The organism is Microbulbifer sp. ABH2_005, from assembly GCF_056160005.1.
Genome location: NZ_JBSWWI010000001.1, coordinates 1,407,202 through 1,420,908 on the forward strand (window position 1 = coordinate 1,407,202; position 13,707 = coordinate 1,420,908).

The window sequence follows — 13,707 nt, forward strand, 5'->3', positions numbered from 1 at the left end:
ACTTGGCTGCCAAATGTTTCGAAATAGGAGAATATTAATGAAAAAAATCCCACCTAAGACGACTAAGAAATTCCGTAATTATGTTGCCCGTAACCCATTAATGGGCAAGGGCGGCGCTCATGTGAAGGCGAAGTCAGGAGAGCGTTTTGCTGGTAAGCAAAAAATGAGGAGGGAGGCGCGGGAGTGGAAAGGCTCCCGCGATATTTCCCCGCTTGTAGCTGTGGCTAGCTGTATGTTTCCGCCGATTCTTACCGGTTGTTAATTTTTGCCTTCTTCTGGCCAACCGGGGAGCGCCTCCAGGTAAACCCATCTCTTTTTGTAAAGCTTGAACAGGGATACTTCATGAATTACATGTTCTTGCTCATTCTCTGAATACCAAGCCTTAAATTCCACCACCGACTTTTTCAAACCAGGTTTAGTCTTGATGACTTCCAAGCGGGTCCACTGGGTTTCCAGATCCTCTTGGGAAAGATCGGGATAAGTGTCTGGGTGCCAGGTTTTACGCAAATAGGCCAGGTTCCCCATCGCATAAGCGCTGTAACGACTGCGCATTAGAGTCTCTGCAGTATTGGGATAGGCTTGCCCCGAGAGGTAGAGGTTGCAGCAACCTTGAAACTTCTTACCTGAGCCGCAGGGGCAGGTATGATCCGTCATAAATAACTCCATAGCAGAACCGGGAATTTTCGTTCATTCGGTCATCGTGGTTTCGTAAACACTTATTAACCTTGCTTGACGGTGACAGAGGGTAGCATAGCTTGACCTTTTTCAGGGGAACGCTAAGATACCGACCAGCCGGTTGGTTTGTTGGGTGTGTCCGGGAGGTCATGTGTCGAGAGTTGATAAATCTGCCATTGTTCGCGCTGCCGAAGAGGTGGTTCGAGAGAAGGGCGCGCGTAAGCTCACTCTGGATGCAGTGGCTGCCCAGTGCGGGCTGAGTAAAGGTGGTCTAATCCACCACTTTAGGACCAAGCAGTCACTTCTTAAGGCGATGTTGGAGTCGGCGATTGCCAGGGAGGATGCCACTGCTGAGTCTTGTGCTAAGGCGGGCGGTGACCTGCTGACCTGTCGATTGAGTTCCATTTTCGAACTAATGGAAGATGACGAGGGGTTGCCACGATCGCTAATTGCGGCAGTAGCCGAAGACCCGGCGCTTCTCGAACCTGTAAAAATAAAGGAAGCGGAGCTTCGGAGTGAAATCTCCCGAACCTATAAAGACCCCGAACTGGCGCAACTGTTAATTCTCGCTGCCCAAGGTTTGTTCTTTGGGCGCGTGTTGGGTGTTGTGGAGCCTGAAGATCCGATGCTCGACCGCTTACGTGAACGTTTGTTGATGCTTTCTGCAGATCTCTCCTGATTTTTTTCTTAAACACGCTTTTGGATGACGAATATGAAATTGTCGGTAAGTTCTCGTGCCCCCCTGGCCCTTTTAATGGCGGCGGTGGTCATTCTTGCGGGCTGCTCCGGCTCGGAAAAAGAGGAGCAACAGGTCGAAAGGCTCTGGCCTGTGAAAGTCGCTACAGTCCAGAGCACAAACAAAGTTGCAGATCGCCAATTTGCCGGCAGGGTGAAAGCGGTGCAAAGCGTGGACCTTTCTTTTCAGGTGGGCGGTAAGCTCGATAAGTTAAATCTACGCGAAGGGGAGATCATCCCCAAAGGTACCTTAATTGCGGAGCTTGATGATAGGGATTATCGGCGCCGGGTAAAGGAGGCTCGCGTGAATGTTGAGCTCTTGGAAAAAACACTGAATAGACAGCGTTCCCTGGCAAATTCGAAAGTGATTTCCCAGCAGCAGCTGGATGAGACCGAGAGTAATTTTGATCTTGCCAAAGTGACACTGGAAAGAGCAGAGCAGGATTTGGCTTATACCAAGTTGACAGTCCCCTTTGATGCGCTGGCCACACGGCAACTCGTTGAAAATTACACCAATGTTCAACCTGGTCAGCCAATTGTGCGTTTGCAGAACATTTCTGAGGTGCGTATCCAGATTTCTGTACCGGAAAAACTACTGGCCACTGTCAACGAAGAGCAGATCAGCTCAGTGCTTGCAGAATTTGAATTCCTGCCGGGCAAGCAGTTTGCTTTGAAATACCGTGAACACCAAGCGGAAGCCGACAGTGTGACACAGACTTACGCCGTGGAGCTGGGAATGCCGCGACCGCAGAATGTTCAGATTCTTCCCGGCATGACAGCCCGGGTTACCGTCAAAATGAAGGAAGGTAGTGGAGATTTCTGGATTCCTCTGGCAGCTGTGCAGAGCAGCAGTGGGGGGGAGCCTTATGTCTGGCAAATTAATGAAGACCAGTCTGTTTCCAAAGTTCAGGTGGCCCTCGGCCGCACAAATGGTGAGGCAGTGCAAATCATTCAGGGCTTGTCTCCGGCAATGAAGCTGGTGGCCGCGGGCGGTCAGCACCTCTATGACGGTGCAAAAGTTCGCAATTATGTACAGCACTGATTTGTCTGTGAGCTCTGGCCCTGTGAACAGGGGGGAAATATTGTGAAGATTTCTGACGTATTTATTGAAAAGCCGGTTTACAGCTGGCTTCTGATGTTGATTTGCCTAATCGGCGGACTTTGGGGGCTATCGGATATTGGCCGCCTGGAAGACCCGGCCTTTACCATCAAAGAAGCCCGAGTCTTTACCCTCTATCCCGGTGCCAGTGCCCAGCGAGTAGAAGAGGAAGTTACTGAGAAGCTTGAAGTCGCTATCCAGCAAATGGGGCAGCTGGATCTGGTTACCTCTACATCCAGTCCGGGAATGTCGGAGATTCGTGTAAAGATCAAGGACCAGTATGCTTCAGCAGAATTGGCCCAGGTATGGGATGAGTTGCGGCGTAAGGTCAACGATGCCCAGAGAGACCTCCCAAGTGGGGCTTATCCTTCGGTGGTCAATGATGACTTCGGTGAGGTCTATGGCATTTATTACGCGATTACCGGTGAGGGTTTTTCCCTGACGGAAATGCGTGAGATCACCAAAGCGATTCGCCGTGAATTGCTCGGTGTAGAGGGCGTTGCAAAAGTATCCCGCTCCGGGATTATTGATGAAGTCGCCTATTTAGATATTGATGAATCCCGACTCGCTCAGTTTGGTTTTTCTCTTGACGATTTGGCCCAGGTCCTGCAATCGGAAAGTTCCACGCAAAAAGTAGGGGAAATTGGTGGCCAGGATTTACGTACCCGCATCCTAGTGGATAATCCTGCGAGTGATTTGGAGTCTATTCGCAATATTCTTGTGGGAGTGCCTGGTTCTACGGCAATGTTGGCTATCAGGGATATCGCGGATATCTCGATGGGATACGATGAAAGCCCGAGTTTTATTGCCCGTTATGATGGCAAGCAGGCCGTATTACTTGGTGTAGCAGGTGCTGAAAATACCAATATTGTTAATGTTGGTAAGGCCGTAGAGGCAAAGCTTAAAGAGATAAAGCAGGCGCTGCCACTGGGGGTGGAGATTCACCCGGTTTATGCGCAGCATCAGGTGGTGGAAGAAAGTGTCGATGGCTTTTTGTTTAACCTCGTCTCTTCAGTTGTCATCGTTACCCTAGTCCTCTGTGTTTTTATGGGCTGGCGCTCCGGTGTGGTGGTGGGTACTGTGCTTGGTCTAACGGTTCTGGGAACCGTACTGATCATGAACCTGTTCGGTTTAAACCTGCAGAGGATTTCCCTTGGTGCCCTCATCATTGCCATGGGCATGTTGGTTGACAATGCTATCGTGGTGGCTGAAGGCATGCTGATGGGGGTTCAGAGAAATGAAAAGCCCAAGAGTGCTGCCAGCCGTGTAGTACGTCAGACATTCTGGCCACTCCTGGGTGCCACGGTTATTGGTATTATGGCGTTTTCCGGTATCGGGCTATCTGACGATGCTACCGGTGAATTCCTCTTCTCTCTGTTTGCTGTGATCGGTATATCACTGCTGCTTAGCTGGATTCTCGCTGTCACGGTAACCCCCTATTTGGGCTATCACCTGTTCAAGCCTAGCAAGGACTCGGATTCGGAAGATCCTTATAACGGTCGCTTTTACAATATGTATTCCGGCGCCCTGGCCGGGGCGTTGAAGCATCGCGGTCTGACGATCGGCTTGTTGGTTGTGGTTACTCTGGTGAGCTACTTCGCCTTTGGATTTGTGAAGCAGGGATTCTTCCCGAACTCCAATGCTCCACTGTTCTATGTGAATTACTACATGCCGCAGGGTAGTGATATCAATCGCACCGATAAGGCACTTCAACTTGCGACTGAATATTTTAAAGAACAGGAGGAAGTGGTTTCTGTAACGGCTGTTGCGGGTCGTGGAGCAGATCGCTTTATGCTGACTTATGCTCCTGAGCCCCCCAACGCTTCCTATGGCCAGTTGATTGTTCGTGCCCAGACGCGCGAGCAAATCCCTCAGCTAATAGAGAAAGCTAAGGCGCAATTACGTGAAGAGCAGCCGGAAGCGCTGATCACCTTCAAGCGTTTAGTGTTTGGCCCCGGTGGGGGCGCCGATGTGGAGGTGCGAATTTCTGGTCAGGACTTTCAGAAGTTGCGTGCGCTTGCGCAGGATGTTGAGCAGCAATTCCGTGAAAAGGGGCTCGAAGATATCCGCCACGATTGGCGCGGTCGTGAGACCACAATTCATGCACACCTTGATGATGAGCGTGCTCGTGTAGCCGGTGTCACGAATACCGATATTAGTCGGATGATTCAATTTGCTACTGCCGGTTATACGGTAGGTGATTTCGAGAGCGGCGATCGCATTATCCCCATTATTGCGCGTATGCCAGCGGGGGATAGGAACCAAGTGGGTTCTCTGGAAGACCGCCTGGTATGGAGTCCCAATGAACAGGGATATATTCCTGCGGGACAATTGATCACCGATTTTGAGGTTACGGCCGATGAGGGTCTGATCCAAAGGCGCGACCGGGTTCCCACTATTACAGTGAGTGCCGATGCGCCGGAAGGCGTGACAGCGATGTCCGCTTTTGGCCAGATTCGTCCTTGGGTGGAGAGCATGCAGTTACCACCTGGCTTTAAAGTGGAGTTTGGTGGTGAATATGAAAGCTCTACCGATGCGCAGAAGTCTCTTGGTAAAGGCTTGCCGCTAGGCTTCCTGATTATGATCCTGGTATCAATCTTGTTGTTCGGTACCGTTCGCGAACCTGTGATTATCTGGCTGGTGGTTCCCATGTGTTTGGTGGGGGTGGTCGTAGGCTTGTTGGCCACCGGATTGCCGTTTGGGTTTATGTCCCTGCTTGGCGTACTGAGCTTATCCGGAATGCTGATTAAAAACGCTGTGGTTTTGGTGGATGAGATTGAAGTGCAAACTCATGCAGGACTGCCTAGGCTTACCGCAATTCAGCGTGCCAGCGTAAGTCGTTTGCGCCCGGTATTCCTCGCAGCGGTCACCACTATTTTGGGAATGTCTCCGCTGTTGTTTGATGCATTCTTTGCGGATATGGCTGTAACCATTATGGGGGGACTGGGTTTTGCAACAGTGCTAACCCTGATTGCTATCCCGGTTTTCTATGCAGTTTTCCACAAAGTGAAACCTAACGAGGTAGAAGGTAGTTCGCCCGAAGAAATAGCTAGGCCCAAGAAGGCTTCCTCAGGAGAGCCGGTTTCTGCATAACAACTGAAGTGTACTCTAATATAGTTTGATCTTTAGATATTCCACACAGTACCATCAGGGTGTTGTGTGGAATTATCTCTCTCTCCATTTTTTCCCGTTCTCCAGGTGGATACCTTTACCACTATTATTTTTCCTGAGTCCAAATTACATTTTTGTTGGCTAGCTCTAGTCTTGTTGTCAGAGTAAAAAGTCTATCGATACCTGTAATGAAAACTTATCAGGTCTGTTACCAAGTGCTATTACTTTGTTGCACCTTTATTGCCATCTACCTTCCACTGATGAGGTCTATGTAGGAAAAATATGAAAAACAACTAATGGTTCTTAGGTATCCATGCTTCGACCTTTTCAATTTCTCATGAAGGAGTATTTGCCTGTAAGAAGAATTCTATCGACTTGATAGGGAGAGACGGATAACCTGCAGCCTTGAAATTTGAAATTTGAAATTTGAAATTTGAAATTTGAAATTTGAAATAGAAATAAAAGAAAGGTTTGTAAATGCGTTCTTTTATCGCGCTGTGTGTTGCGGTTGCACTGGCCAGTTGCTCTAAAACACCCGAAGAATTAGCTCAGGAAGCTTGCATTGACTCCCGTTACGCAATCCAAGTAAGCCAGAAATTTGTTAAGCGATACGCTCCACTTCCTCATATCGCTAAGCTCATCGCAGTTTCTGGACAAGAAGACTCTAAATCTACGTATCGAGGCGACTGCATCCACAATGTCGAAGGCTGGGTCGAATTTGATAATGGTTTCGGGGATATCAAGAGAAGAACTTTTACTATTAAAGTTGAATACATAATGAATGAAGATCACTGGACGATGCACGAAATAATCCTTTGAATTTTTTTAATTCTACCCGCCTACAATGGATACCTAAAAGCCATTATTTCTTTTCAGCTGCCAATTTGAACCGGCTCATACTCTTCCAATAGTTTTTCTTGTAGTCTAGCCCCTGATTTGATTGGTAGTTGATGTATGAGTGTTCGATCATTTTCAAGCTTTGTATTGTCTGCTTTAGTAGCATCCTTAAGTTTTCCAGTACTCGCGACCACTTATGAGAGGGCAGAGTGGTTACCGCAGTGGTCTGATACAGACCGGGACTGTCAAGATACCCGGCATGAGCTATTGATTCGTTATTCCCTTTCCCCTGTGACCTATACCCGCGCTAACCAGTGCAAGGTTGCCACTGGGTTGTGGTTGGACCCCTACACGGGCAACTTTTACAGCAAGGCTTCTGATCTTGATGTAGAGCATATAGTGCCTCTGAAGTGGGCCCATGATCATGGTGGAGCTAGCTGGAGTCGAGAGCTGAAAAGGCAGTTCGCTGAGGATATTGATAATCTGTGGTTAGTGGACGATGGCCGCAACCAAAGCAAGGGGCACAGAGGGCCTGATGAGTGGATGCCGCCTTATGCACCGGTCGGAAAAATTTATGTGCAGCGATTTATTTCTATTGTCGATAAGTATGGCCTGAACCTGAGTCCAAGCGAATCCCAGAGGCTGCGCACCATGGCCAGTGAGGGCTAGTCAGGGTTCGATCTCTCATCTCCATCAAGAGGAGTACCTGTCGCAGTCTGACAATTTCGGGTAGCATTTTGCCTCTAATTGGAAGTGCAGGCGGATATGCGGGACTCCTCCAGGATTTTGATCGAATATTTCAGGTGTTGCTATCAAGCGGATAGTCACGACTTATCACTGAGTAATATTGCTCGCCTTGCGGATAATCGCCGAGTATTTTTCAGTGAGCGAGACTATTTATCCGGTGGTGAGCTGCCCAGAATCCCTTTGGTGGGTGCCTCAGCGGCACAGCTTGCAGAGCAGGTAGATACTTATCGGAAAGAGCGCAGCTTGATTTATTCGCTCTTTTTTATCTCTGGAGAGCTTCCTGCTCAGATAGGTATCAATTCCAAGCGTAAACTATGTGCCCCTCTCCTCTATTATCCCGCCCGAATATATTGCGATGAAGAGTATTTCATCGAGATAAACACGGATGATATCCGTATCAACCTTCCTTTGTTGCGTTTGATCCTTAAGCCGGACACAGATTCCAGTGTGACAGATAGCTTTCCAATACCCAGTTTTCCACTGGATAGCGCTAAGGTGGCGGCCATAGGGCGTTGGCTAGAGGAAAACAGCCGGTTGAGTGGCATTGAAGAGATCAGCCGCTGGCCAAACCTGCAGCCGGCTGACTCTGATGCCTTGAGCAAAAATTCCACTCTGACAGTCAGTAGTGCTTGTGCGCTCATATTGGCTGACAGGTCGCGGGGATCGCGAGGAGTCCTTCATGAACTGCGACTTCTAAGTAAGGCTCGAAGACTTTCTGCCCCTTTAAAAGCCGTTCTCGGGGAATGTGCTGACCATTTCCCTCGAAGTAACAGTGAGCCCGAGATGTTGCCAGGGATATTGAGTGAGACTCAGGAGAGGGCGTTGCGAAATGCTGCGAATTTACCTTTGAGTCTTATCTCTGGCCCCCCAGGTACAGGCAAGAGTTTTACCATTGCGGCAATGGCGATTGATCAAATGCTGCATGGCAATAGCGTTCTGGTTGTCTCTAAAACCTCTCAGGCAATAAATGTTGTTCGGCAAAAATTGCGCGAGACTTACGGTTTACAAGAAGGCTATGTACACACAGGTGAGCTAGGTTTTATTCGCAGTTTGAAATCCCATTTGGACTCACTACTAAAAGAGGGCGTTGCAGCTCCCGATGTGAGTGTTGCCAAATTAAAGCGTCGCCTCAAAGCTACTTTAAAGATCCTGCGAAAAGCTGAGCGAGGCTTTAGCAGGGCTTTAAAGACTGCACAGATGTTAGGCCCAGGAGGTTTTGGCACCTGGTTTACGGCTTTTGGGGTGCGCGTTTTAGGCCGACGATTGGATACGGAAGCGCTTTGGGAGTTTCAAGAGACTATCGGGCATTTGCGAAAAAATTTCGAGCTGCAAGCTTCCCGATACATTAATGCCTATCGTAAAGAGACTCTTTTGAGTCTTTTAAAGCGGGAAAGAAGGCACTTATCCCTTTTCAATCAGGCACTCAGGGCGCGGACCTCCAAAACCCAGGCAGAGCGTTTTGCCCAAACGAATATGCAGGTTGTTTTGCAGGCCTATCCTATTTGGCTTTCGACCCTGGATGAGCTCAATGAAATATTACCTCTTTCCCCGGGCTTGTTTGATCTCGTCATCTTTGATGAATCTACCCAGTGCGATATTGCCAGTGCGCTGCCGGCACTGTACCGGGCAAGTCGTGCGGTTGTGGTGGGCGATGGCAAGCAGCTGCGTCATGTATCCTTTTTATCGGCACAGCAGCAACAACGCTTGTGGGAGGGCCTGAACGGCCCAGAAGAATTACCCGTGGCGTTTAGTTACCGGGACCAGTCCCTGTTGGATATTGTCTCTGACTCACTGGAAAGTCAGGAGGCGGTTACCCTGTTAGATGAGCATTACCGCAGCCAGCCAGAGCTTATCGCTTTTAGTAATCACGCTTTTTATGCCGATAGGCTGAAAGTGATGCAGGCGAGACCGGTAGCGTCTGGTGAAGGAGCTTTGGTTCTGCAATATCTGGAGGGGAAACGAGCAAAGAACGGCAGAAATCGGGTCGAAAAAGATTGGGTCATTGAGCAGCTGCGTGAACACATTAACTGCTTTGCCGAATCTCCTGTAAAGCCAACGGTTGGGGTCCTGTCTCCCTACAGGGAGCAGGCGGACTACCTCGCTTCTGAGGTAAGCAGGGCTTTTCCAGTAGATGTACTGCGTCGTTTTTCTATATTAGTTGCAACACCTTATGGTTTTCAGGGAGAAGAGCGGGATCTTATGCTCTTGTCTTTTGCGGCAGATAATCAATCCCTGCGTGCGGCGACTTATCTCAATCGCGCCGATATGTTTAATGTGGCGGTAACCCGGGCTAAGGAGCGGCAGTTGGTGGCTTATTCCATTAGTCCTGAGTCCCTGCCACCTGAGCACTTGTTGCGCCGCTACATTGATTTTGGACATGGGGTGGACTTCAGTACCCAACAAAAAGTATTTCCCTGTGAGTTTGCCGGAGAGGTGAGTGCAGGCTTGCAGCGGGCACAGATCAGGCATTGGGTCGCATTTCCTATTGCCGGCCAGTGTGTGGATGTGGTTTGTGAGCACCGCGGGCGAATACTGGGGGTAGATTTGATTGGTTACCCCGGGGAATATCGGCAGCACTTTACTATCCAGACTTACAAAGTATTGCACCGAGCGGGGGTAAGAGTGTTGCCATTGCCCTATATCAGTTGGGTGCGTGACCCAGAAAGCTGTCTAAGGCGCATTCTTGAAGTGTTGAAAAAGACGTCACAACAGAGCGAGTACTGAATACTGCTATCAAGGCCAATGTAAGAGTACGCAACAATGAAAGTTGCGCCGGGACTGCTAGGCTTAAAAGGAGTCCAGTTTGCAGTTTCGCCGAGAGCGCCTATGAAATTGTGGTTATTGATACCTTGCTTTTGGGTATCTGCCGTAGCAGCTGTCGATGTGATTTTTGTCGATGCACAGCAGCAACACGGGGTGCGGAGCCCGACTCTGAGTTTTTGTCAGGCGCGTTTCTATGAGGAGGACGACGGACGTCTTTACTGCAATTGGGCAGTCAATTTCCGCTATGCCTGCTTCGTTTGGTGGCCTACCAATAAGGTGATACCGGCTGGTGCAAAGCTCTCTGAGCCGGAGGTTGTCGGGAAGTGCGGTAACGGTGAACCAGTCTATAAGTTACATCACTACTAGCTATCTGGCAGGCCCTTGCCGTTAAAGTGGATAGCATCGCTATTCCAGTTCAGTGATCCACCAGTTGGTACTCCGCGATAGGGCGTGTTAGCTTCTCTCTTGCTCGGTATTGAGTCCTTGATCTTGCAGTTCCCGCGCTTGCTTGAGGATTTCAGGCATAGCGCTGTCTTCCACCGATAACGCATCGATGATGGCCGCTAGCAGATCCGCTGAAAACATGCACTTGCTTACTTTGCTGCGCAGGTTTTCTGTGGTCATTGAAATTCCTCTTTCGGCCAGGGCCTGGGCGAGATCCCCGTAACGCATACCCCGCAAAGCCATTGAGGCGCGCACATAGCGAGCGATGGCCTGCTTGTACGGAGCCAGTGCTTGCTGATTGCTGAGGCTTTGCTTGTGGTCCATGGGCTCTACTCCGTTACAGTTGATGTCACTTATGTGGTAAATACTATCCTTGTGTGTATTATTTGCAACATAAGTTTGAAATAAGTTATTGACCACCTTTTTTTTGATGCTATATTTGTGACCAATATTCCACAGCGAGGGAGTCGAGATGACCTGGAACCATGAGAATCTACGCCAGTTGGCGGAAAACCACACCGGATGGGTGGTGGAGTCTGAGGGAGAGTGCCTCAGCATTTCCAACGACGAGGGTGTCGATGCATTCGTTTATGTCGGTGAGAAGCAAATCGTTGTCGAGAGCATTTTGTTCCCTGTGAGCCAGGTAGCCGATGTGGTCGCTCTTAACGAGATGATTCTCCAGACTCATCAACTGGTTCCCCTGACGGCGATCGCTATCAAAATGATTGGCGGTGAGCGTTACTATGTCGCCTTCGGCGCGCTGTCTGTGTCCAGTAAAGACGAAGTGGTGATTGAAGAAGTTGAAACCCTATTTTCCAATGTGGGTGACTTCCTGGATTTATTTGCGGATCATTTTGAAATGGAGGGTGTAGCATGAGCCTGAGAAAAATCTGGACTGCCTTGAAAGGTGCGGTCAACGAAGGAACTGAAGCAGTTGCGGATAGCCAGTCTATTCGTATTCTTGATCAAGAGCTGCGGGAGGCAAAGGCCGAATTGAAAGCTTGTGATGAGAACCTGACTAAGATCATGGCTAAGCGCAAGCTGGCTGAAAACAAAGTGCAATCGCTGAAAGCCGATATTGAGACTTACAGCACCCACGCAATCAACGCCAGTGAGAAAGGCGATGAGAGCCTGGCCCTGGAGTGTGCGGAGCGCGTTACCGAGCTGGAAGCCCAGCTTGAAACAGAGCAGAGCCTGCTGGAAGGCTTTATCAACTCCGAGCGCTCTCTGAAGGGGAATATCTCCAAGGCGAAAATCAATGTGCGCCGCATGGAGCAGCAGATCGACCAGATTAAGGCCACAGAGTCAGTTCAAAAGGCCCAGGTAGCGGTTTCCTCCCGCCATATGGGTGCTAACAGCAAAATCAAAACGGCTCTGGACAGCCTCGACCGCATCAAGAACAAGCAGCAGGAACGCGCTGCGGAGCTGGAAGCTGCGGAAGAGCTGGCGACGGAAGAAAGTGGCTCCAGCCTGGATGCCAAGCTGAAGGCGGCGGGTATCAAGCCCGGTGGCCAGGTCAGCGGTAGCGACAAGCTGGCCCAGTTACTGGCGAGCCGCCAAAAGGCCTGATCCAGTGCTACTTTATCGCGTGCGGCGCCTTCTGGCGTCGCTTTTTGTTAAGGCCAACACAGCAGCCATTCTTGTCGGTGTCCTGGGTTATGTGGTGGGTAGTTACCTGCTGCTCAGTGCCGCCGGAGAGAGCGAAATTGTCGATCCGACCAATTTTATTTATTGGTTGGTCGTTACTGCATCCACTGTAGGCTACGGCGATTTCTCGCCAGTGACTCCCGCGGGCAAAGTGGTTGTGGCAACCTGGGTAATCCCCTTTGGTTTGAGTTTGTTCGCCATGGTGTTAACCAAGGTGGGCTTTGTTATTTCGGAGTTTGTACATAGAGGAAAGAGGGGGTTGCGCATGACAAATCGCGTAGATCACACAGTCATTATTGGCTGGAACGGAACCAGAACCCTTCGCTTAATAGAATTATTGCTATCGAAAACCAATGGCACAGCAACTGAGATAGTGCTTTGTGTCGAGGCCGATATTGAGAACCCGATGCCCGGTAAAATTGATTTTGTACGGGTTGAATCTTTTTCCCATATCGAGAGTATGCAACGCGCCGCAATTGCCGATGCCGCGAGAATTATTATCGATAACCCCCTGGATGATGTAACACTCACCACCGCCCTGTTCTGTGATAAGCACAGTCCTAATAGCCATAAAACAGCCTATTTCCAGGATGAAAATGTCGGTGAGTTGTTGCGCTCACACTGCCCCAATATTGAATGTATTCCATCCGTGGCGGTGGAATTGTTGGCTAAATCCTCCCTGGACCCTGGTTCTGCCAGACTGCACCGACAACTTCTCGATAGCACTTATGGAATGACTCAATACAGTATTGAGTATCATGGTGAGCAGCCGCTGCTATTTTCCGCATTATTTGATCACTTTAAAAAGAACTTATCCGCAACCTTGATTGCCGTGCGTCGCCAGGGGATTATAAAAATCGATGTAAACCCTGCCTTGACCGATGAAGTTAACAAGGGGGATATGCTCTATTACATTTCAGCAAAGCGGCTGACCGAAAAAAGCTGCTTCGATATAAAAATGAATGAAGGAGAGGGCGCAGGTACATGTTTACCAAGCTGATCGATAAACTGAAGGGAAAAGAAGTTCCAAAGGTGAATACGCCTGAAATTATGGGGTTGAGGCTTGGCGCAAGCTTTGAACTGGACCCGCTGGCAATCCGCCTGATTCTGGATGAGCTCACTATTGAATCCTGCTCCCCCACTCAGATTATCAAAGCCGCAGGTATAGTAAAACTCGATGGTGCCTGGGTATATCGTTTTTATACCGATGACGATGCCTGGCTACAGGTTGTGACAGAAGGGGGCCAAAGCGATGAGCACGTAGTGGACGTCAAGCTGTTTCACTTTTACGATACTCTCGATGTCGCCAATCAGCAGGCTTGGGACAGGCTCCTTAAACAGGAAATTGGTGCTGCCAATTATCAGTTGCAGGACCGTAGCTATAACAGAGTCTGGACTGCTGCTGGTAACTATCACAACCCGGTGCATATGGCCGAGAAGACCTATGACGAGGATGGGGATTACTCCCTCACCGATCAATTCACCATGCTTTTTGAGCGTGACTTGTCCGATCAGCGTACCGAATCCCTGTTCCTTTCAGCGGAAGAGAAAGAGGAAGACGCGGGTTACTTGAGTCGCAGCTTGGTGATCAGTACCGGTATAACTTTGACACCATCACAGCTGACTATTCACGGATAATAAGGAGATGT

The 13,707-nt window shown here is 49.5% G+C and carries 14 protein-coding genes; 12 read left to right on the top strand and 2 right to left on the bottom strand.

The features are described 5' to 3' along the window. The first annotated feature begins 37 nt into the window (after positions 1-37). Entirely contained in the window at positions 38-262 is a 225-nt protein-coding gene (locus ACXAFI_RS06230; RefSeq protein WP_475108088.1) for a hypothetical protein, read from the top strand. On the opposite strand, the gene ACXAFI_RS06235 is transcribed toward ACXAFI_RS06230, so the two are convergent. Then, positions 259-654, bottom strand: a complete 396-nt coding sequence (locus tag ACXAFI_RS06235; protein WP_475108089.1) for a YchJ family protein — start codon at positions 652-654, stop codon at positions 259-261. The genes ACXAFI_RS06230 and ACXAFI_RS06235 overlap by 4 nt on opposite strands. Positions 655-826: 172 nt before the next feature. Between ACXAFI_RS06235 and ACXAFI_RS06240 the strand changes: the two genes are divergently transcribed. From ACXAFI_RS06240 to ACXAFI_RS06270, 7 genes are all read left to right on the top strand, one after another. After that, positions 827-1,354 carry a TetR/AcrR family transcriptional regulator gene (locus tag ACXAFI_RS06240; protein WP_475108090.1) on the top strand — a complete coding sequence of 176 codons (528 nt, stop codon included), beginning with the start codon at positions 827-829 and terminating at the stop codon, positions 1,352-1,354. A 33-nt stretch (positions 1,355-1,387) separates the two neighbouring features. Next, complete coding sequence (locus ACXAFI_RS06245) at positions 1,388-2,452, top strand: efflux RND transporter periplasmic adaptor subunit (protein WP_475108091.1); 1,065 nt, start codon at positions 1,388-1,390, stop codon at positions 2,450-2,452. Between the two features lie 42 nt (positions 2,453-2,494). Next, on the top strand, positions 2,495-5,602 hold the full coding sequence (locus ACXAFI_RS06250) for an efflux RND transporter permease subunit (RefSeq protein ID WP_475108092.1): 3,108 nt from the start codon (positions 2,495-2,497) through the stop codon (positions 5,600-5,602). Between the two features lie 495 nt (positions 5,603-6,097). Further along, the gene (locus ACXAFI_RS06255; RefSeq protein ID WP_475108093.1) at positions 6,098-6,439 is read left to right on the top strand and encodes a hypothetical protein; all 342 of its coding nucleotides are present in this window, start codon (positions 6,098-6,100) and stop codon (positions 6,437-6,439) included. A gap of 135 nt (positions 6,440-6,574) precedes the next feature. Continuing rightward, the gene (locus ACXAFI_RS06260; protein WP_475108094.1) at positions 6,575-7,126 is read left to right on the top strand and encodes a GmrSD restriction endonuclease domain-containing protein; all 552 of its coding nucleotides are present in this window, start codon (positions 6,575-6,577) and stop codon (positions 7,124-7,126) included. Positions 7,127-7,222: 96 nt separating this feature from the next. Then, positions 7,223-9,928 (top strand): DEAD/DEAH box helicase, encoded by a 2,706-nt coding sequence (locus tag ACXAFI_RS06265; RefSeq protein WP_475108095.1) that lies wholly within the window; start codon positions 7,223-7,225, stop codon positions 9,926-9,928. 102 nt (positions 9,929-10,030) lie between these two features. Continuing rightward, positions 10,031-10,333: a hypothetical protein gene (locus ACXAFI_RS06270; RefSeq protein ID WP_152454065.1), complete on the top strand. Its 303-nt coding sequence runs from the start codon at positions 10,031-10,033 to the stop codon at positions 10,331-10,333. Positions 10,334-10,420: 87 nt separating this feature from the next. On the opposite strand, the gene ACXAFI_RS06275 is transcribed toward ACXAFI_RS06270, so the two are convergent. After that, entirely contained in the window at positions 10,421-10,735 is a 315-nt protein-coding gene (locus tag ACXAFI_RS06275; RefSeq protein ID WP_152454064.1) for a DUF6471 domain-containing protein, read from the bottom strand. A gap of 148 nt (positions 10,736-10,883) precedes the next feature. Between ACXAFI_RS06275 and ACXAFI_RS06280 the strand changes: the two genes are divergently transcribed. Genes ACXAFI_RS06280 through ACXAFI_RS06295 form a run of 4 tightly spaced genes read left to right on the top strand, consistent with a single transcriptional unit; the run spans position 10,884 to position 13,696 of the window. Then, positions 10,884-11,288 carry a DUF2170 family protein gene (locus ACXAFI_RS06280; RefSeq protein ID WP_444919367.1) on the top strand — a complete coding sequence of 135 codons (405 nt, stop codon included), beginning with the start codon at positions 10,884-10,886 and terminating at the stop codon, positions 11,286-11,288. Beyond that, positions 11,285-11,980 (top strand): PspA/IM30 family protein, encoded by a 696-nt coding sequence (locus ACXAFI_RS06285; RefSeq protein ID WP_444919366.1) that lies wholly within the window; start codon positions 11,285-11,287, stop codon positions 11,978-11,980. The genes ACXAFI_RS06280 and ACXAFI_RS06285 overlap by 4 nt, the downstream gene beginning before the upstream one ends. A gap of 4 nt (positions 11,981-11,984) precedes the next feature. Next, positions 11,985-13,058, top strand: coding sequence for a potassium channel family protein (locus tag ACXAFI_RS06290; RefSeq protein ID WP_475108096.1), 1,074 nt, complete (start codon positions 11,985-11,987; stop codon positions 13,056-13,058). After that, on the top strand, positions 13,043-13,696 hold the full coding sequence (locus ACXAFI_RS06295) for a YjfK family protein (RefSeq protein WP_475108097.1): 654 nt from the start codon (positions 13,043-13,045) through the stop codon (positions 13,694-13,696). The genes ACXAFI_RS06290 and ACXAFI_RS06295 overlap by 16 nt, the downstream gene beginning before the upstream one ends. Positions 13,697-13,707: the final 11 nt, after the last annotated feature.